The following is a 25,170-nucleotide window of genomic DNA, read 5'->3' as shown; positions in this document are numbered from 1 at the left end:
TGGTCGGATTCGGTGAAGAAACTTTCGTCCTCGTATCCCGTTACCCACAAATAGACAGGATCTGGGCTAGGGGTTCATCAATTCCCGTCCCAATGCCCCGTTAACTATCGGACCCACGACCATCAGCCCTTCGGGCGACATCATATCGACGTGTGCAATATCGACTGGCGTCTCACTAACAGCGCCTCGGACAAACTGACGCCAAATATCTGCGCGGATCACTGCCGAGCCTTCATCGCTTGAGCTGACGAACACAATCTCACCGTCGAAGATCGGCGGGGTGTACTCGTTCATCAACCGATGCATCCGGGCAATACTGACGAAGAGGCGCTGAATTCGTTCAGCCGTCAAGCCGACCTTCTCGCCCTCCACCAGCGACATCAATGCCCTAGCACGCTCTAGTGAGAACTCCTCAAGTTTCTCGTCTGTGTGGAGGGCGATACCGATATTTCCGATCTCGGAACGCAAACCGTCCACGAATTCTGCTTCATCTACCTTGGCGACCGCACCGTCGAGGAGTATCAGCGCGCTGACCTTTCCGCCCAGTTCCTCGATCCGCGCCGCAACACCCTGCGCGAGAACACAGCCAAGCGACCACCCGAGAATTCGGTATGGACCCTCCGTCTGCACTTTCATGATCTCGTCTGCATAGCGGTACACGTAATCGGACAACGTCTGTGCGTCGAATCCCTCCTCCGTCAAGGCCGGAGTCTGCAATCCATATATCGGAACATTTCTATCGACGTGAGCAGACAGCGGCGCATAGGGCCACGCTAGCCCCATCAAAGGGTGGATACAGAATAGTGGGCGCTCAGTTCCTGTCACACGAATTGGCATCATCACCTGAATCGCGTTATCTCGGTCAGTTTCAAAGCCGACACGCATTCCAACTCCGAGGCTGTCTGCCAATGTGCCGACTCCCGAGTTGGTGAACAGAACGCGCACCGGAACGTCCGTCGATATCGCATTACCAAGCCTGGATACCGCGCGCATCGCGATCAGTGAGTTACCGCCGAGCTCGAAGAAGTCATCGTCCAACCCGACTCCGTCGACCCCGAGGAGTTCGCCGAATACCTCGGCTACGAGACGTTCCATGTCCGTGACGGGTGCACGGAACGCCCGTGTCTCGAATACCGGGGTCGGCAACAACTTACGATCCAACTTTCCACTGGTATTCAGCGGCAAGGCATCCATTACGACAACTGATGACGGCACCATGTACGACGGCAGTTTCTTCGACAAGAAACTCGTTACATCCGAGGTTTCGACTACGCCACCATCAGTCGGCACGATGTACGACACCAACGCGGTTGCGCCCGAGGTCAATTCCGTGCCGATTGTCACACTCTGCTCGACGCCAGGGTATTCCGCCAGTGCCGCATCGATTTCGCCGAGTTCGATTCGGAACCCACGGACTTTGACCTGAAAATCGCTTCGGCCGACGTACTCGAGCTGAAGGTCTGTCGTCATCGCGTCTCCAGCGGTCCAACGCACTAGATCGCCGGTGCGATACATTCGCGCACCCCCGTTCGCATACGGGTTTGCCACAAACCGATCAGCAGTCAACCCCCGCCGTTCGTGGTAGCCACGGGCTAGAACGTCACCCGACAAATACAACTCACCGCGAGTTCCAACGGGAACTGGATTCAGCTGCGCGTCCAGCACTAGCGCCGTGACGCCTGAGATCGGCGAGCCGATTGTCACTGGGCTTTCCGCAATCAATGAGGCATACGTCGAGATGATCGTCGTCTCTGTTGGTCCATACGCATTGAAGTACGACCTTCCCGGCGCCCACCTGGCCAAGAGATCCGGAGACGTAACGTCGCCGCCGACCGAAACCACCTCTAGATCAGGCAAGGTATCGGGATCCATCGTTCCAAGCACCGCGGGAGTGATGATCGCGTGGCTGACACGTTCGGAACGGATCAGATCTGCCAACTCAGAACCACCCAGCACAGATGGAGGAACGACGACCAGCGTCGCACCCACGTTGAACGCCAACATCCATTCGAGAACCGAAGGATCGAAGCTCGGCGCGCAATTGTGGAGAATACGAGACTCACTAGAAACGGAGTACAACTCGCTCGCGATATTCAGCAATCCGAGAAGCCCCGAATGAGTTACGGCTACGCCCTTGGGTTTGCCCGTAGAACCCGACGTGTAGATCAGGTAGGCCGGATGTTCGGGGCGCAGAACTGAGACTCGATCAGTTTCGCGGATGGGCGACGCTTCCTCAGCCGAGCACATCTCTATTGTCAGTGCATCATCGATCATCAGCCATTGAGCAATTTCCGGCAATGTTTCCGAGATAGCGGAGGTTGTCAGCCCAAAGGATGCACCCGAATCCGAGAGCATGTGCTCAATTCGATCTGACGGATGTTTGGGATCGATCGGTAGGTAGGCCGCCCCCGACTTTGCAACCGCCCATACCGCGAGCACCATCTCATACGACCTAGAAAAAACCAGCGGCACGATCGATTCGGGACCAAATCCACGTCCGATGAGAACCCTGGCAAGTCTGGATGACATCTCATCGAGTTCCCCGTAAGTAACCGATCGACTACCAGCTCGGACTGCAATCGCAGTGGGATCGACCTCGCAAGCGGCAGTAAGTATATCAACCAGCCGACTTTGAGGCATTTCGGTCGCGCCGTCGACGTTCGTCAACATCCTGCGTTCGTCGACATCCAGGATATCTATGTCACCCAAGACAATCGACTGATCAGCAACGACCGCACCGATGATCCGCTCGAATCGTTCAGCAAATGAGGCAACGGTCGACTCGTCGAACAGATCCGTCGCATACGTCAACGACACCGCCATCCCCGCCGCAGCACCCGCATCGTCGAACGACTCCACCACCGTCACCGACAGGTCGAACTTCGCCGACACCGACCCCGCATCGACACCAGCAACAGTCAGATCACCGAGCTCGAGGACCGACTGCTCCATGTTCTGGAACACCAACATCACCTGGAACAACGGATTCCGCGCCTGCGACCGCTCCGGATTGAGCACCTCCACCAACCGCTCGAACGGCACATCCGCATGCCCGAACGCCTGAAGATCAGCCTCCCGCACACCTGCCAGCAAATCGACGAACCGAGCAGCACCCTCCACCTCGGTCCGCAACACCAACGTATTGACGAACATCCCGATCACATCATCGAGAACCTGCTCACCACGACCCGCCACCGGAGTACCGATCGCAATATCCGAAGTACCCGACAACCGAGCCAACAACACCGCCAACGCCGCATGAACCACCATGAACAACGACGAATTCGACTCACGCGCAACATCACTCAAACCAGCATGAACATCCGCACCCACCACGAACGAATAATCCGCACCACGATTGGACGCCACCACAGGCCGCGGACGATCCGCCGGCAGATCCAACTGATCCGGCAACCCCGCCAACGCCCGAGACCAGAACTCGACCTGACGCGAAATCAACGACGCCGCATCATCTTCCGAACCCAACACCTCACGCTGCCACAACGCGTAATCCGCATACTGCACCGCCAACGGCGCCCACCCCGGAACCTCACCCCGAGAACGAGCCTCGTACGCAACCATCACATCACGCGTGAGCGGCCCCATCGAGAACCCGTCACCACTGATGTGATGAACCACCATCGCCAACACGAACTCCGACTCCGACACCGCAAACAACCGCGCCCGAACCGGAACCTCCACCGCCACATCGAAACCAGCAGACAAGAACTCCGACACCGCAGCAACAACACCGGACTCCGACACCACAACCGGAGACAAATCCAGCACTACCCGATCCACCGAAAGGATCTCCTGGAACCCGACACCGTCGACCTCCGGATACACCGTCCGCAACACCTCATGCCGCGCAACAACATCCGACACAGCAGCCTGCAAAGCCGCCACATCCAACGACCCCGACAACCGAATCGCCACCGGAATATTGTTCACCGCAGACCCCGGCTCGAACCGGTTCAAGAACCACATCCGCTGCTGCGCCAACGACAACGGAATCCGCTCCGGACGCACCATCGCCGTCAACGCCGCCCGCGCACCCGAACCGACCTCCGACTCCACCCGCGCAGCCAACAACTCCACCGACGACGCCTCGAACAACACCCGCACCGGAACCTGCGCATCCAACGCCTGCCCCAACCGAGCCGCCACCCGCGTCGCAATCAGCGAATTACCACCCAAAGCAAAGAAATCATCATCGAGACCCACACGATCCACACCCAGCAGATCCGCAAACACCGACGCGACGATCTCCTCCACCGCCGTCACCGGAGCCCTAAACACCGCCTTCTCGAACACCGGCTCCGGCAACAACTTCCGATCGATCTTGCCGTTGATATTGAGAGGGAACTCCTCGAGCACCAGAATCTGCGACGGCACCATGTACGAGGGCAGACCCGCCGACAACACCTCACGAACAACGTCGACATCGACATCGGACCCGGACCCGGACCCGGACGAAGCAGTGACATACGCAACCAACATCTCACCGGCGTGCGCGTCCTCGTGCACGACGGCCACCGCCTGACCCACCGAATCGACAGCAACCAACGCCGCCTCGATCTCACCGAGCTCGATCCGGAATCCACGCAACTTCACCTGGAAATCGCTGCGCCCCACGTACTCGAGCTCGCCCGAACGATTCCACGACACCACATCGCCCGTGCGATACATCCGCGAACCCGCGCCGCTGAAGGGATTGGCGACGAAACGCTCCGCCGACAAATCCACCCGGCCCTGATACCCCCGAGCCAACTGCGCACCCGCAAGATACAACTCACCCGCAACACCGACCGGAACCGGATGCAACCGCGAATCCAACACCAACAGTTGCGTATTCCACTCCGCCGACCCGATCGACACCGACGACACATCACCATCGGTCACCTCATGCGAGGTCACCGACACCGCCGCCTCCGTCGGACCATACAAATTGAACAACCGCACATCAGGATTGGCCACACGCACACGCCGCGCCAGATCAGCAGGCAACGCCTCACCGATCGCCAACACCTGACGAAGCCCCGACGGAAGAACACCACCACCAGTAGCCGCCAACGCCTCCAACATCGACGGAACCACATGCAACGTCGACACACCCGACACAGCCATCACATCGAGCAGATACTGCGGATCCTGCTGACCGCCGACCTTCGCGATCACCAACCGAGAACCCGAAACCAACGCAGACCAAAACTCCCACACCGACAAATCGAACGTCGACGCAGTCTTGAGCAACACCGCATCATCCTGATCAAGACCGAAAGCCTCACGCTTCCACAGCAACTGATTCACCACAGCCGCATGCGAAACCGCCACACCCTTCGGCCGACCCGTCGAACCCGACGTGAAAATCACATACGCCGTATTCTCAGGCCGCAACGGCGCAACACGATCCACATCCAACACAGGCGCACCCGAAAAACCAGACACATCGACAACATCAACCTCGACCACCGGCACCGCACCAGCATCGAAACCAACATCAGAGGTACTGACCACACACACCGGAGCAGCGGCCTCGAGAATGAACGCCGTACGATCCGCCGGCTGATCCGGATCCACCGGAACATACCCGCCACCAGCCTTGGCGACCGCATACATACCCACCACAAGGTCAACCGACCGGCGCATCGCCAACGCCACCAACGACTCCGGCCCCACACCCACCGAAATCAAATACCGCGCAAAACGATTCACCCGCGCATCGAACTCACCATACGACAGCTCGACACCACCACACACCAACGCAACACGATCCGCACCACGAACCACCTGCCCGTCGAACAAATCCACCAACGTCCCCGAAACACCAGCACGCACCTCACCGCAACCGGACTCCAGGACGAGCGCGCGGTCCGCCTCACCCAACACAACGATATCGCCCACCACGACGTTCGGTTTCGCTGAAATAGTTTCGAGAACGCGCACGAACTGATCAACAAACCCGGCCACCGTCGATTCGTCGAACAAAGCCGACGCAAACGTCATCACGCCGGTTATCCCAGCCGCGGCGCCCGTATCGTCGTGATGATCGGTCACGATCAAGTGAAGGTCGAACTGCGAAGTTCCACTCTCGAATTCGACACCGGAAAGCGTCAAACCACTCAATTCGAAAGTCGACTGCGCCAAGTTCTGGAACGACAACCCCACCTGGAACAACGGATGATACGCCGTCGACCGAACCGGATTGAGCACCTCCACCAAACGCTCGAACGGCACATCCGCATGCGCAAACGCCGCCAAATCCGCCTCACGCGAACGAGCAAGCAAAGCGCTGAACGATTCCCCTGGATCGACTCTGGTGCGGAATGCCAACGTGTTGACGAACATCCCGACCAGATCATCAAGGATCTCGTCCCCACGTCCCGCAATCGGGGAACCGATCACAATGTCATCGCTACCGGACAAACGAGCCAACGTCACCGCCAACGCCGCATGCACCACCATGAACATGGTCGTGTTCGTACGCTGAACCAACTCCATCAACGCCCGATGAACCTCCGGAGTCACCGACACACCAACTGTGCCGCCGGCGAACGACTGCACCGCAGGCCTCGGCCGATCCCAGGGCAACACCAACTGATCCGGCAACCCCGCCAACGTCCGAGACCAGAACTCGACCTGACGCGAAATCAACGACGCCGCATCATCTTCCGAACCCAACACCTCACGCTGCCACAACGCGTAATCCGCATACTGCACCGCCAACGGCGCCCACCCCGGAACCTCACCCCGAGAACGAGCCTCGTACGCAACCATCACATCACGCGTGAGCGGCCCCATCGAGAACCCGTCACCACTGATGTGATGAACCGCCATCGCCAACACGAACTCCGACTCCGACACCGCGAACAACCGCGCCCGAACCGGAACCTCCACCGCCACATCGAAACCAGCAGACAAGAACTCCGACACCGCAGCAACAACACCGGACTCCGACACCACAACCGGAGACAAATCCAGCACTACCCGATCCACCGAAAGGATCTCCTGGAACCCGACACCGTCGACCTCCGGATACACCGTCCGCAACACCTCATGCCGCGCAACAACATCCGACACAGCAGCCTGCAAAGCCGCCACATCCAACGACCCCGACAACCGAATCGCCACCGGAATATTATACGCAGTCGACTCAGGCTCGAACCGGTTCAAGAACCACATCCGCTGCTGCGCCAACGACAACGGAATCCGCTCCGGACGCACCATCGCCGTCAACGCCGCCCGCGCACCCGAACCGACCTCCGACTCCACCCGCGCAGCCAACAACTCCACCGACGACGCCTCGAACAACACCCGCACCGGAACCTGCGCATCCAACGCCTGCCCCAACCGAGCCGCCACCCGCGTCGCAATCAGCGAATTACCACCCAAAGCAAAGAAATCATCATCGAGACCCACACGATCAACACCCAACGCCTCGGCAAAGACCGACGCGACGATCTCCTCCACCGCCGTCACCGGAGCCCTAAACACCGCCTTCTCGAACACCGGCTCCGGCAACAACTTCCGATCCAACTTGCCATTGACTGTCAACGGCAATTCTTCGAGCACCATCACAGAATCCGGCACCATGTACCCGGTCAGGAACTGCGCCACCGATGACAAGACATCAGCAACCACCAGGTCGACACCGGACTCCGGCACCACGTACCCCACGAGACGATCTCCAAGGGAAGCATCCGAACGCACAAGCACGACTGCACGCGCCACACCTTCAACACGCAACAGCGCAGCTTCGATCTCGCCGAGCTCGATCCGGAATCCACGCAACTGGACCTGGAAATCGCTGCGGCCTGCATACTCGAGCTGCCCGTCGACACTCCACCGCCCAACGTCACCGGTGCGATACATCACCGCACCGGAACTCGTGTGCGCAAAAGGATTCGCCACAAAGCGGCCGGCCGTCAGACCTGGCTGTCCTACATACCCGCGCGAAAGCTGCTCTCCCGCGATATACATTTCGCCGCGAACTCCCACCGGAGCCGGACGCAATCGATCATCGAGCACGAACACCGAGAGTCCACCCAACCCGCGTCCGATCACAGACGCTGTCGCCTCACGCGCCCATACCGCATCCACCTCGAGGAACGACACGTGAACAGTCGTCTCCGTGATGCCGTACATGTTGACCAACCGCGGGGACCGATCGTTGTGGCGCTCGAACCACCGTTCCAACTGCGCGAAGTCCAGTGCCTCGCCACCGAATACCACGTACCGCAACGACAGCGGTGTCGCCGCTTGACCCGCTACTCGGTCGGCCTCAGCAAATTGATAGAACGCGGACGGAGTCTGATTGAGTACCGTCACTCGCTCGCGAGCAACCAACTCCCGGAACTGTTCGGGCGAACGCGACGTGAGGAAATCGACCACCACAACCGTGCCACCAAATGACAACGCCCCCCACAATTCCCACACCGAGAAATCGAATGCGTAGCTGTGGAACAACGTCCATACGTCGGAGTCGTCAAACTCGAACCGGCTCTGACTGTTGGCAAACAATTCGACGACGTTGCGATGCGAGACCGCAACACCCTTCGGTCGGCCAGTCGATCCCGAGGTGTAGATCACATACGCACTATTCGAATCACGTAGCGGAGCAACGCGATCATGATCGGTGATTGAAGATCCGTCGTACTTCGACACATCCATGGACGCGACGTCGAACACAGGAATGTCGAGATCGAGTTCGGCCCCACCCAAAACACACACCGGCCGCGCCGCGTCGAGCGTGAACGCAATCCGCTCAGCGGGATAGCTCGGATCGATCGGCAGATAGGCACCACCTGCCTTCAGCACCGCCAACAACGACACGACCAAGTCAACCGATCGAGGCAGGAGGACAGCCACCAACGACTCCGGACCCACACCTGACTCAATCAGTTTGCGAGCCAAACGATTCGCTGCAGCGTCCAAGTCGACATACGACACTCTGCGATCTTCGAACACCACCGCAGTCGACATGCCCCGAGCCAGCACTTGCGCGTCGAACATCGAGACCAACGTCGTATCCACTTCGGGCTTCACCCGAACCTGATCGTTCCAGCCGTCCAGCACCAGCGAACGCTCGACCGAATCCAATAACTCCACATCACCGACACGAACAGCCGAATCCGCCGCTGCTGCGGTGAGGATTCGTCCGAATCGTTCAGCAAATGAGGCAACGGTCGACTCGTCGAACAGATCCGTCGCATACGTCAACGACACCGCCATCCCCGCCGCAGCACCCGCATCGTCGAACGACTCCACCACCGTCAGCTGCAGGTCGAACTTCGCCGACACCGACCCCGCATCGACACCAGCAACAGTCAGATCACCGAGCTCGAGGACCGACTGCTCCATGTTCTGGAACACCAACATCACCTGGAACAACGGATTCCGCGCCTGCGACCGCTCCGGATTGAGCACCTCCACCAACCGCTCGAACGGCACATCCGCATGCCCGAACGCCTGAAGATCAGCCTCCCGCACACCTGCCAGCAAATCGACGAACCGAGCAGCACCCTCCACCTCGGTCCGCAACACCAACGTATTGACGAACATCCCGATCACATCATCGAGAACCTGCTCACCACGACCCGCCACCGGAGTACCGATCGCAATATCCGAAGTACCCGACAACCGAGCCAACAACACCGCCAACGCCGCATGAACCACCATGAACAACGACGAATTCGACTCACGCGCAACATCACTCAAACCAGCATGAACATCCGCACCCACCACGAACGAATAATCCGCACCACGATTGGACGCCACCACAGGCCGCGGACGATCCGCCGGCAGATCCAACTGATCCGGCAACCCCGCCAACGCCCGAGACCAGAACTCGACCTGACGCGAAATCAACGACGCCGCATCATCTTCCGAACCCAACACCTCACGCTGCCACAACGCGTAATCCGCATACTGCACCGCCAACGGCGCCCACCCCGGAACCTCACCCCGAGAACGAGCCTCGTACGCAACCATCACATCACGCGTGAGCGGCCCCATCGAGAACCCGTCACCACTGATGTGATGAACCACCATCGCCAACACGAACTCCGACTCCGACACCGCAAACAACCGCGCCCGAACCGGAACCTCCACCGCCACATCGAAACCAGCAGACAAGAACTCCGACACCGCAGCAACAACACCGGACTCCGACACCACAACCGGAGACAAATCCAGCACTACCCGATCCACCGAAAGGATCTCCTGGAACCCGACACCGTCGACCTCCGGATACACCGTCCGCAACACCTCATGCCGCGCAACAACATCCGACACAGCAGCCTGCAAAGCCGCCACATCCAACAACCCCGACAACCGAATCGCCACCGGAATATTGTTCACCGCAGACCCCGGCTCGAACCGGTTCAAGAACCACATCCGCTGCTGCGCCAACGACAACGGAATCCGCTCCGGACGCACCATCGCCGTCAACGCCGCCCGCGCACCCGAACCGACCTCCGACTCCACCCGCGCAGCCAACAACTCCACCGACGACGCCTCGAACAACACCCGCACCGGAACCTGCGCATCCAACGCCTGCCCCAACCGAGCCGCCACCCGCGTCGCAATCAGCGAATTACCACCCAAAGCAAAGAAATCATCATCGAGACCCACACGATCCACACCCAGCAGATCCGCAAACACCGACGCGACGATCTCCTCCACCGCCGTCACCGGAGCCCTAAACACCGCCTTCTCGAACACCGGCTCCGGCAACAACTTCCGATCCAACTTCCCCGAAGCATTGAGCGGAAACGCATCCAACACCATGATCTGCGACGGCACCATATACGACGGAAGGACTTCTCGTGCCGAGTTCAGAACTGCCGAAGAATCCACCGCAGTTCCGATGACGTACGCAATCAGGCTGTCACCGAACACGGCATCGGTATGCAAGACAACAACCGCGTCCGCAACTGAGTCGTGAGCGATCAATGCGGACTCGATCTCGCCAAGTTCGATACGTTGCCCACGCAACTTCACCTGGAAATCCGAACGACCGATGTACTCCAATTCGCCCTGAGCGTTCCACTTGACCAGGTCACCCGTCCGGTACAACCTACCGCCTGAGCCCACATCACCCGAGCCCCCAACAGCAAAGGGACTGGCGACAAATCTTTCGGCGGTCAACGCCGAGCGCTTTCCGTATCCGCGTCCGACACCGACACCGCCCACGTACAACTCGCCAACTACACCCGGAGGTACAAGGCCCAACGACTGATCAAGGATGAACAGATCTACATTCGGCACTGACTTGCCGATCGGAACACTGACCGTGTCATGTGCCGTTACCGTGTGGAATGAAACTACGTCCGACGCCTCCGTTGGCCCGTAACTGTTCACCACACGCACGCCGCTCGACAACAAGCCGCCCAGACGATTAAGCCGGATCGACTCGCCGCCGAGGAATACGACGTCCAGGGCACTCAGCGCAGATTGGTCGTCACAAGACACGACCGCTTCGAAAGCGCTGGGCGACATGTTCACCACTGTGACGTCACCCTGCGCGACGCGAGTAACGATCGCGTCAGGGTCGAACCCCTCACCTGCAAGGACCGCAGTCCGTCCACTGCTCAGTGCGGCCCAGACATTCTTCTGTGTCAAGTCGAAACTAGGTGACGAGGCGATCAAAAGGCCACCGGTCTGAGGTAATTCGCTGCGATACCAGGACACCGTGTTCTCAATACCCGCCATCGGGACCAATGTAGGCTTCGGGCGACCCGTCGAACCTGACGTCGAAATGACATACCCCAACCGGTCCCCCGCACCAGCGTTCCGCCAGTGATCCACTCGCACGCTGTCAGCGTCCACGCCGAACTGGACGTCATCGAACACCAGGACGTCGACCGCCAGATCCAAGGGCTGTGCGCTAAGCGCGCATCGGGCGCCTGTATCTGCAATAATCGCGTCGATTCGATCCTGCGGATACGACGGATCTATCGGCCCGTATGCCGCACCGGACTTCCACACCGCCAACATCCCGACTATCCATTCGATGGATCTCGGTACGACCAAGGCGACTACATCGTCCCGACCTACGCCGATTTCGATCAACCGTTCCGCGACTGAACTCGAGCGAGCGTCAAGTTGCGCAAACGTCAGACATTCGCTATCAGATGCCACAGCAACCGAATCGGGAGTCCGCTCAACCTGATCACCGAACATCGCCACCAAGGATTTGGTTGCAGACACATCACTGGGGCCAGTGGACCACTCGAATAGTTTGCTGCGCTCAGAAGCAGCAAGTACGTCGATACTGCCAACGCGAACAGCCGAATTCTCAACTGCTGCGGTGAGGATTCGTCCGAATCGTTCAGCAAATGAGGCAACGGTCGACTCGTCGAACAGATCCGTCGCATACGTCAACGACACCGCCATCCCCGCCGCAGCACCCGCATCGTCGAACGACTCCACCACCGTCAGCTGCAGGTCGAACTTCGCCGACACCGACCCCGCATCGACACCAGCAACAGTCAGATCACCGAGCTCGAGGACCGACTGCTCCATGTTCTGGAACACCAACATCACCTGGAACAACGGATTCCGCGCCTGCGACCGCTCCGGATTGAGCACCTCCACCAACCGCTCGAACGGCACATCCGCATGCCCGAACGCCTGAAGATCAGCCTCCCGCACACCTGCCAGCAAATCGACGAACCGAGCAGCACCCTCCACCTCGGTCCGCAACACCAACGTATTGACGAACATCCCGATCACATCATCGAGAACCTGCTCACCACGACCCGCCACCGGAGTACCGATCGCAATATCCGAAGTACCCGACAACCGAGCCAACAACACCGCCAACGCCGCATGAACCACCATGAACAACGACGAATTCGACTCACGCGCAACATCACTCAAACCAGCATGAACATCCGCACCCACCACGAACGAATAATCCGCACCACGATTGGACGCCACCACAGGCCGCGGACGATCCGCCGGCAGATCCAACTGATCCGGCAACCCCGCCAACGTCCGAGACCAGAACTCGACCTGACGCGAAATCAACGACGCCGCATCATCTTCCGAACCCAACACCTCACGCTGCCACAACGCGTAATCCGCATACTGCACCGCCAACGGCGCCCACCCCGGAACCTCACCCCGAGAACGAGCCTCGTACGCAACCATCACATCACGCGTGAGCGGCCCCATCGAGAACCCGTCACCACTGATGTGATGAACCACCATCGCCAACACGAACTCCGACTCCGACACCGCAAACAACCGCGCCCGAACCGGAACCTCCACCGCCACATCGAAACCAGCAGACAAGAACTCCGACACCGCAGCAACAACACCGGACTCCGACACCACAACCGGAGACAAATCCAGCACTACCCGATCCACCGAAAGGATCTCCTGGAACCCGACACCGTCGACCTCCGGATACACCGTCCGCAACACCTCATGCCGCGCAACAACATCCGACACAGCAGCCTGCAAAGCCGCCACATCCAACAACCCCGACAACCGAATCGCCACCGGAATATTGTTCACCGCAGACCCCGGCTCGAACCGGTTCAAGAACCACATCCGCTGCTGCGCCAACGACAACGGAATCCGCTCCGGACGCACCATCGCCGTCAACGCCGCCCGCGCACCCGAACCGACCTCCGACTCCACCCGCGCAGCCAACAACTCCACCGACGACGCCTCGAACAACACCCGCACCGGAACCTGCGCATCCAACGCCTGCCCCAACCGAGCCGCCACCCGCGTCGCAATCAGCGAATTACCACCCAAAGCAAAGAAATCATCATCGAGACCCACACGATCAACACCCAACGCCTCGGCAAAGACCGACGCGACGATCTCCTCCACCGCCGTCACCGGAGCCCTAAACACCGCCTTCTCGAACACCGGCTCCGGCAACAACTTCCGATCCAACTTGCCATTGACTGTCAACGGCAATTCTTCGAGCACCATCACAGAATCCGGCACCATGTACCCGGTCAGGAACTGCGCCACCGATGACAAGACATCAGCAACCACCAGGTCGACACCGGACTCCGGCACCACGTACCCCACGAGACGATCTCCAAGGGAAGCATCCGAACGCACAAGCACGACTGCACGCGCCACACCTTCAACACGCAACAGCGCAGCTTCGATCTCGCCGAGCTCGATCCGGAATCCACGCAACTGGACCTGGAAATCGCTGCGGCCTGCATACTCGAGCTGCCCGTCGACACTCCACCGCCCAACGTCACCGGTGCGATACATCACCGCACCGGAACTCGTGTGCGCAAAAGGATTCGCCACAAAGCGGCCGGCCGTCAGACCTGGCTGTCCTACATACCCGCGCGAAAGCTGCTCTCCCGCGATATACATTTCGCCGCGAACTCCCACCGGAGCCGGACGCAATCGATCATCGAGCACGAACACCGAGAGTCCACCCAACCCGCGTCCGATCACAGACGCTGTCGCCTCACGCGCCCATACCGCATCCACCTCGAGGAACGACACGTGAACAGTCGTCTCCGTGATGCCGTACATGTTGACCAACCGCGGGGACCGATCGTTGTGGCGCTCGAACCACCGTTCCAACTGCGCGAAGTCCAGTGCCTCGCCACCGAATACCACGTACCGCAACGACAGCGGTGTCGCCGCTTGACCCGCTACTCGGTCGGCCTCAGCAAATTGATAGAACGCGGACGGAGTCTGATTGAGTACCGTCACTCGCTCGCGAGCAACCAACTCCCGGAACTGTTCGGGCGAACGCGACGTGAGGAAATCGACCACCACAACCGTGCCACCAAATGACAACGCCCCCCACAATTCCCACACCGAGAAATCGAATGCGTAGCTGTGGAACAACGTCCATACGTCGGAGTCGTCAAACTCGAACCGGCTCTGACTGTTGGCAAACAATTCGACGACGTTGCGATGCGAGACCGCAACACCCTTCGGTCGGCCAGTCGATCCCGAGGTGTAGATCACATACGCACTATTCGAATCACGTAGCGGAGCAACGCGATCATGATCGGTGATTGAAGATCCGTCGTACTTCGACACATCCATGGACGCGACGTCGAACACAGGAATGTCGAGATCGAGTTCGGCCCCACCCAAAACACACACCGGCCGCGCCGCGTCGAGCGTGAACGCAATCCGCTCAGCGGGATAGCTCGGATCGATCGGCAGATAGGCACCACCTGCCTTCAGCACCGCCAACAACGACACGACCAAGTCAACCGATCGAGGCAGGAGGACAGCCACCAACGACTCCGGACCCACACCTGACTCAATCAGTTTGCGAGCCAAACGATTCGCTGCAGCGTCCAAGTCGACATACGACACTCTGCGATCTTCGAACACCACCGCAGTCGACATGCCCCGAGCCAGCACTTGCGCGTCGAACATCGAGACCAACGTCGTATCCACTTCGGGCTTCACCCGAACCTGATCGTTCCAGCCGTCCAGCACCAGCGAACGCTCGACCGAATCCAATAACTCCACATCACCGACACGAACAGCCGAATCCGCCGCTGCTGCGGTGAGGATTCGTCCGAATCGTTCAGCAAATGAGGCAACGGTCGACTCGTCGAACAGATCCGTCGCATACGTCAACGACACCGCCATCCCCGCCGCAGCACCCGCATCGTCGAACGACTCCACCACCGTCAGCTGCAGGTCGAACTTCGCCGACACCGACCCCGCATCGACACCAGCAACAGTCAGATCACCGAGCTCGAGGACCGACTGCTCCATGTTCTGGAACACCAACATCACCTGGAACAACGGATTCCGCGCCTGCGACCGCTCCGGATTGAGCACCTCCACCAACCGCTCGAACGGCACATCCGCATGCCCGAACGCCTGAAGATCAGCCTCCCGCACACCTGCCAGCAAATCGACGAACCGAGCAGCACCCTCCACCTCGGTCCGCAACACCAACGTATTGACGAACATCCCGATCACATCATCGAGAACCTGCTCACCACGACCCGCCACCGGAGTACCGATCGCAATATCCGAAGTACCCGACAACCGAGCCAACAACACCGCCAACGCCGCATGAACCACCATGAACAACGACGAATTCGACTCACGCGCAACATCACTCAAACCAGCATGAACATCCGCACCCACCACGAACGAATAATCCGCACCACGATTGGACGCCACCACAGGCCGCGGACGATCCGCCGGCAGATCCAACTGATCCGGCAACCCCGCCAACGCCCGAGACCAGAACTCGACCTGACGCGAAATCAACGACGCCGCATCATCTTCCGAACCCAACACCTCACGCTGCCACAACGCGTAATCCGCATACTGCACCGCCAACGGCGCCCACCCCGGAACCTCACCCCGAGAACGAGCCTCGTACGCAACCATCACATCACGCGTGAGCGGCCCCATCGAGAACCCGTCACCACTGATGTGATGAACCACCATCGCCAACACGAACTCCGACTCCGACACCGCAAACAACCGCGCCCGAACCGGAACCTCCACCGCCACATCGAAACCAGCAGACAAGAACTCCGACACCGCAGCAACAACACCGGACTCCGACACCACAACCGGAGACAAATCCAGCACTACCCGATCCACCGAAAGGATCTCCTGGAACCCGACACCGTCGACCTCCGGATACACCGTCCGCAACACCTCATGCCGCGCAACAACATCCGACACAGCAGCCTGCAAAGCCGCCACATCCAACGACCCCGACAACCGAATCGCCACCGGAATATTGTTCACCGCAGACCCCGGCTCGAACCGGTTCAAGAACCACATCCGCTGCTGCGCCAACGACAACGGAATCCGCTCCGGACGCACCATCGCCGTCAACGCCGCCCGCGCACCCGAACCGACCTCCGACTCCACCCGCGCAGCCAACAACTCCACCGACGACGCCTCGAACAACACCCGCACCGGAACCTGCGCATCCAACGCCTGCCCCAACCGAGCCGCCACCCGCGTCGCAATCAGCGAATTACCACCCAAAGCAAAGAAATCATCATCGAGACCCACACGATCCACACCCAGCAGATCCGCAAACACCGACGCGACGATCTCCTCCACCGCCGTCACCGGAGCCCTAAACACCGCCTTCTCGAACACCGGCTCCGGCAACAACTTCCGATCGATCTTGCCGTTGATATTGAGAGGGAACTCCTCGAGCACCAGAATCTGCGACGGCACCATGTACGAGGGCAGACCCGCCGACAACACCTCACGAACAACGTCGACATCGACATCGGACCCGGACCCGGACCCGGACCCGGACCCGGACCCGGACGAAGCAGTGACATACGCAACCAACATCTCACCGGCGTGCGCGTCCTCGTGCACGACGGCCACCGCCTGACCCACCGAATCGACAGCAACCAACGCCGCCTCGATCTCACCGAGCTCGATCCGGAATCCACGCAACTTCACCTGGAAATCGCTGCGCCCCACGTACTCGAGCTCGCCCGAACGATTCCACGACACCACATCGCCCGTGCGATACATCCGCGAACCCGCGCCGCTGAAGGGATTGGCGACGAAACGCTCCGCCGACAAATCCACCCGGCCCTGATACCCCCGAGCCAACTGCGCACCCGCAAGATACAACTCACCCGCAACACCGACCGGAACCGGATGCAACCGCGAATCCAACACCAACAGTTGCGTATTCCACTCCGCCGACCCGATCGACACCGACGACACATCACCATCGGTCACCTCATGCGAGGTCACCGACACCGCCGCCTCCGTCGGACCATACAAATTGAACAACCGCACATCAGGATTGGCCACACGCACACGCCGCGCCAGATCAGCAGGCAACGCCTCACCGATCGCCAACACCTGACGAAGCCCCGACGGAAGAACACCACCACCAGTAGCCGCCAACGCCTCCAACATCGACGGAACCACATGCAACGTCGACACACCCGACACAGCCATCACATCGAGCAGATACTGCGGATCCTGCTGACCGCCGACCTTCGCGATCACCAACCGAGAACCCGAAACCAACGCAGACCAAAACTCCCACACCGACAAATCGAACGTCGACGCAGTCTTGAGCAACACCGCATCATCCTGATCAAGACCGAAAGCCTCACGCTTCCACAGCAACTGATTCACCACAGCCGCATGCGAAACCGCCACACCCTTCGGCCGACCCGTCGAACCCGACGTGAAAATCACATACGCCGTATTCTCAGGCCGCAACGGCGCAACACGATCCACATCCAACACAGGCGCACCCGAAAAACCAGACACATCGACAACATCAACCTCGACCACCGGCACCGCACCAGCATCGAAACCAACATCAGAGGTACTGACCACACACACCGGAGCAGCGGCCTCGAGAATGAACGCCGTACGATCCGCCGGCTGATCCGGATCCACCGGAACATACCCGCCACCAGCCTTGGCGACCGCATACATACCCACCACAAGGTCAACCGACCGGCGCATCGCCAACGCCACCAACGACTCCGGCCCCACACCCACCGAAATCAAATACCGCGCAAAACGATTCACCCGCGCATCGAACTCACCATACGACAGCTCGACACCACCACACACCAACGCAACACGATCCGCACCACGAACCACCTGCCCGTCGAACAAATCCACCAACGTCCCCGAAACACCAGCACGACGCACACCGTGCCCTGCTCGCTCGACCAGGCTTTTATCTGTATCGGTGAGCAGATCGATATCACCGATCACAGTTTCGACGTCGTCTGCAATCGCAGTCAGAACGCGCACGAACTGATCCACAAACCCGGACACCGTCGATTCGTCGAACAAAGCCGACGCGAACGTCATAGTGCCGGAAATTCCACTAGCCGCCCCACCGTCATAGTGGTCGGTCACGATCAAGTGAAGGTCGAACTGCGAAGTTCCACTCTCGAATTCGACACCGGAAAGCGTCAAACCACTCAATTCGAAAGTCGACTCCGCCAAGTTCTGGAACGACAACCCCACCTGGAACAACGGATGATACGCCGTCGACCGAACCGGATTGAGCACCTCCACCAAACGCTCGAACGGCACATCCGCATGCGCAAACGCCGCCAAATCCGCCTCACGCGAACGAGAGAGAAGATCAGTAAACGAAACGCCGGCATCAACGGATGTCCGCAACACCAACGTGTTGACGAACATCCCGACCAGATCGTCCAACGCTCTCTCGCCTCGACCGGCAATCGGTGTGCCGACTGTGATGTCTTCTGTACCCGACAATCGAGCCAACACCACCGCCAGGGCGGCATGCACCACCATGAACAGCGTCGAATTGTTCTGCTGCGCGACATCCACGAGACGGCGATGCAGGTCCGCACCGATCACCACGGGAACCTGCCCGCCGTCGAATGCCTGGACCGCAGGCCTCGGACGATCCCAGGGCAACACCAACTGGTCCGGCAACCCCGCCAACGCCCGAGACCAGAACTCGACCTGACGCGAAATCAACGACGCCGCATCATCTTCCGAACCCAACACCTCACGCTGCCACAACGCGTAATCCGCATACTGCACTGCCAGCGGCGCCCACGACGGCACAGCGTCCGCGGATCGAGCCATGTAGGCAACCATCAGATCTCGCGTCATCGGGCCCATCGACGAGCCATCCGCACTGATGTGATGAACAACGAACACCAGCACGTACTCGTCAGGTGCCACCACAAACACACGCGCGCGTACGGGGACCTGCACCGTGACATCGAAACCACTCGACATGAATCCGACCACCGCCGACATCACGTCGGCTTCCGAGACCGGAACCGGTGTCAGGTCCAGCTCTACTCGATCGACCGAGACGATTTGCTGGTATCCGACGCCGTCGACCTCCGGATACACCGTCCGCAACACCTCATGCCGCGCAACAACATCCGACACAGCAGCCTGCAAAGCCGCCACATCCAACAACCCCGACAACCGAATCGCCACGGGCAAGTTGTATGCCGTTGATTCAGGCTCGAAGCGGTTCAAGAACCACATCCGCTGCTGCGCCAACGACAACGGAATCCGCTCCGGACGCACCATCGCCGTCAACGCCGCCCGCGCACCCGAACCGACCTCCGACTCCACCCGCGCAGCCAACAACTCCACCGACGACGCCTCGAACAACACCCGCACCGGAACCTGCGCATCCAACGCCTGCCCCAACCGAGCCGCCACCCGCGTCGCAATCAGCGAATTACCACCCAAAGCAAAGAAATCATCATCGAGACCCACACGATCAACACCCAACACCTCGGCAAACGCCGACGCGACGATCTCCTCCACCGCCGTCACCGGAGCCCTAAACACCGCAACCTCGAACACCGGCTCCGGCAACAACTTCCGATCCAACTTCCCCGAAGCATTCAACGGGAACGCATCCAACACCATGATCTGCGACGGCACCATATACGACGGCAACACCGCACCCAACGAATCCACCAGTGCCGCAATATCAACTACCGCACCCGACGCGGGCACCACATACCCCACCAACTGATCACCGGTCTTGGTCGACACCACAGCCACCGACGACACAGACACCGACATATCGGCCACCAACGCCGACTCGATCTCCCCCAACTCGATCCGCTGACCACGGAACTTCACCTGAAAATCGGTACGACCGATGTACTCGAGCTCCCCCGAAACGCCCCACCGCACCAAGTCCCCAGTGCGATACATCCGCGAACCCACGCCGCCATACGGATTGGCAACGAACCGATCCGCCGACAAATCCGGACGAGAAACATACCCACGAGCCAACTGATCACCCGCAAGATACAACTCACCCGCAACACCCACCGGCACCGGACGCAAACGAGAATCCAACACGAAAACCTGCGAATTCCACTGCGGCACACCAATAGACACCACACCACCATCGACGGCGCACGTCACATCCGCGAACGTGATCGACACCGCGGCCTCGGTCGGACCATACAAGTTGTGAACCCGCGCACCCGACACCACACCGAAATCGCGCACCGTCTGCGCCGGCAACGCCTCACCGATGACGAACACATCACGCAGCGAATCCAACTGGCTGGCAGAGACTTCCCCCGCGAACACCGACAGCATCGTCGGCACGAAGTCCGTCACCGTCACACCCTGATCAGCGATCACCGACGCCAAATACCCCGGATCCCGATGACCGTCATGAGTGGCCACCACCAACCGAGCACCCACCGCCAACGGCAAGAAGAACCCCCACAACGACACGTCGAACGTCGTCGCAGTCTTCTGCAGATACACATCCGACCCGGTCAGAACATATCGACCCTGCATCCACGCCATCTGATTGACGATCGCCGCATGTGAAACCGCCACACCCTTCGGCTTCCCCGTCGACCCCGACGTGAAGATCACATACGCAGCATTCGAACCCCGCAGCGGCGCAACACGATCCGCATCGGAAACAGGCGCATCCGAGAACCCGGACACATCCAACTCGTCGATCAACACCACATCGAATTCACCCGGCAACACCACACCGTCACCAGCAGTGGACAACACACACACCGGTGCCGCGGTCCCGAGAATATGACCATTGCGCTCGACCGGATGATCGGGATCCAGCGGCACATACGCCCCACCCGCAGCAACCACCGCATACATACCCACCACAAGGTCAACCGACCGGCGCATCGCCAACGCCACCAACGACTCCGGCCCCACACCCACCGAAACCAAATACCGTGCAAGGCGATTCACCCGAGACCCGAACTCCGCATACGTCAGAGACTGCCCCTCGAACACCACCGCCACCGCATCCGGCGTCGCCGCCACCTGCGCAACAAACCCGTCGAGCAACAAAGCACCAGCAGTCAACTCGTGAACAGTGTCATTGACCGCCACCAACACCTGCGAACGCTCGTCCTCACCAAGCAACTCCACATCCCCGACAACCGAATCAGGCTCCGCCACCATCGCTTCCAGAACCCGAACCAACCGCTCCGCAAACGAAACAACCGTCGACTCGTCGAACAAATCCGTCGCATACGTCAACGACATCGGCATCCCCACACCGACGCCGTCCTCCTCCACCGGCGTCACCGTCAACTGCAGATCGAACTTCGCGATTTCCACACCGGCGTCGAAACCGGCAATCGACAGCCCCGGCAATTCCACGTCACCCTGCGCCATGTTCTGGAAGAACAACGCAACCTGGAACAACGGATGATGAGCCTGCGACCGCGCCGGATCAAGCACCTCCACCAACCGCTCGAACGGAACATCCTCGTTGCCGAACGCCCCCAGATCGACCTCACGAACCCGACCCAACAACTTCGAGAACGACTCCGAGGAATCCACCTCCGTCCGCAACACCAACGTGTTGACGAACATCCCGATCAGATCATCGAGCTCCTGCTCACCCCGTCCAGCGATCGGCGAGCCCACGACAACATCATCACTACCACTCAGTCGCGCCAACAACACCGCCAACGCCGCATGCACCACCATGAACAACGACACACTGCGATCAAGCGCCAACTGCTCGAGCGCCCGATGCAACCGCTCGTCTACCGAAAACTGGTAACTCGCACCATGATTGGATGCCACCAACGGCCGTTGGCGATCCGCCGGCAAGTCGATCCGCTCCGGCAATCCCGCCAGCACCGACGTCCAATACCCCAACTGCTCGGACATCAACGACGACGGGTCACCCTCGGACCCCAACACCTCACGCTGCCACAACGCGAAGTCCGCATACTGCACCGCCAACGGCGCCCACTGCGGAACCTGCCCACCCGCACGCGCCACATACGCCACCGACACATCACGCACCAACGGACCCAAGGAAACGCCGTCAGCGGCAATGTGGTGAATCACCAACGCCAACACGAACTCCGACGGTCCCGTCTGGAACAAACGAACCCGCAACGGCACCTCGGAAGTGACATCGAAACCCTCAGTCACTACCGGCGCCAACACCTTCAACAAATCGGCCTCACTGACAAGATCCGGCGATACTTCCACCTCGAACTCATCCACCGAAAGAACCCGCTGGAACCCCACACCCTCGAACTCTGGATACACCGTCCGCAAAACTTCATGCCGCGCAACAACATCCGACACCGCAGCACCCAACGCTGCAATATCCACCGTGCCAGACAAACGCAGCACGATCGGAATATTGTTGACACCTGACACAGCATCGAACCGCGACAAGAACCACATCCGCTGCTGCGCCAACGACAACGGCACCCGCTCCGGACGCGTCTGCGCCGACAACGGCACCCGCACACGCCCCGCCGAAGCCCTCAACACAGAAGCCAACGACGCCACCGTCGAAGACTCGAACAATGTCTTGACCTGAACCCGCACATCGAAAGCCGCACTCAAACGACCCGCCAACTTCGCTGCAATCAGCGAATTACCACCCAACTCGAAGAAGTCATCATCAGCCCCCACCTGCTCGAGACCCAACAACTCACCGAACACACCCGCAACCAACATCTCAGACTCAGATGAAGGCTCACGGAACGCACGCGACTCGAAAACCGGATCCGGCAACGCCGCCACATCCAACTTACCTACGGGCGTCAACGGAATCTCGTCAATTACCATCACCGACGCTGGAACCATGTGACGCGGAAGTTCACGCCTGCAGTTGTCGATCAGCTCCAATACGTCGAACTCGGAACCCGTCAGTGGAAGTACATACGCCACCAATGCGTGCTCACCGTTGTCGAGCTTTCGGCCGATTGTCGCGACGAACTCCACCGATGGGTGCTTTGCCAACACTGCGTCGATCTCGCCGAGTTCGACGCGGAAGCCGCGGATCTTCAGCTGCGAATCCGAGCGCCCCACGTATTCGAGGTCACGCGCACCGGCGTCAGCTACCCACCGCACCAGGTCACCCGTGCGATACATTCGATCGCCTTGAGCTCCAAAAGGATTCGCAACGAAGCGATCGGCCGTCATACCTCTGAGGTTGTGGTATCCACGCGCCACCTGCGGCCCCGCGAGATACAACTCTCCCGTCGACCCGACAGGTACTGGCAGGAGGCGTGAGTCCAGAACCAATGATGAAACGCCCTGGATCGGCCCACCGATGCTCACCCGATCACCGGGTGCCAAATTCGGGCTTATGTTCGTGATGATCGTGGTTTCGGTAGGTCCGTACGCGTTGAAGAAGGCTCTGCCCCGACCCCATTTTGCGACCAGTTCGGGCGGGCAGACCTCACCACCGACGATTGCCGCCTCGACAGAATTCAGGTTCGTCGGATCGACGGAAGCCAGCATCGAGGGCGTACCCACCACGTGGGTCACCCGCTCCGCTTCGAGCAGCTCCGCCAGTTCCTCGCCACCGTAAATGCTCGGCGGGACGATGACCATTGTCGAGCCGGACCCGATGGTGAGCAACAATTCGAACAGCGACGTATCGAAGCTGGGTGTTGCGAAGTGCAGTATCCTCGACTGTGCCTTAGCGCCGAGTTTGTCGACCTGCTCACTGAGCAAATTGCCGAGCCCTCCGTGCGTGACTACTACACCCTTGGGTCGACCCGTCGAGCCCGAGGTATAGATCACATATGCCGGATGCTCCACCCGTAGCGTCGAAACACGATCCGAATAGGCCACCGGATCCCGCGACACCTCGGACAGCGATTGTTTGACCTTCGGCGAATCAATCGATTTCCAATCGACCGACGAAGGAAGGTCGGAAACGACCTCTTCTACGGTCAACCCCACCGAAACACCAGAATCCTCGATCATGTACGCCACACGATCAGCCGGATAATTCGGATCCACCGGAACAAAAGCCGCACCCGACTTCGCCACCGCCCACAACGCCAACACGGACTCGATGGACCGCGGAACCGAGACGGCAACCCGATCTTCCGGCCCCACACCGTCCGCAATCAACACCCGAGCCAAACGAGACGACCACTCGTCCAACTCGGAGTAAGACAAAGACCTGCCCTCGAACCGCAGAGCCTCCTGCGAAGGGTTCATCTCCACGGCTGCCGCAAGCAACTGAGGCAGCAACGGGGTTCGGTCCCTGCGGCCTCGTGCTGGGCGTTGGCGGCGGGGCCTGCGAGCCGCTGATGTCTCGGGCGTCACTCCGTCGGTGCTCATCCGGCCACGACCTGCGATCGAACGGCATGTTGGAAGAGCTCGTGCTGCGTCAAGACAATTCACCTTCGTTTTGGTACTGCAGTTTCGATCGCTGTTCAAGCG

The 25,170-nt window shown here is 59.8% G+C and carries 1 protein-coding gene; it reads right to left on the bottom strand.

The annotated features are described in order from the left end of the window. Positions 1–66: 66 nt before the first annotated feature. Entirely contained in the window at positions 67–25,068 is a 25,002-nt protein-coding gene (locus tag A0W34_RS09145) for a non-ribosomal peptide synthetase (protein WP_081557582.1), read from the bottom strand. Positions 25,069–25,170 lie beyond the last annotated feature (102 nt).

The organism is Rhodococcus sp. BH4 (assembly GCF_002079265.1).
Taxonomy (GTDB): Bacteria; Actinomycetota; Actinomycetes; order Mycobacteriales; family Mycobacteriaceae; genus Rhodococcus_F; species Rhodococcus_F qingshengii.
This window is presented reverse-complemented; position numbering and strand designations above follow the sequence as displayed.

Coding starts and splice junctions, on each gene's coding strand:
- A0W34_RS09145 (WP_081557582.1), bottom strand. CDS start 25,068: ATGAGCACCGACGGAGTGACGCCCGAGACATCAGCGGCTCGCAGGCCC.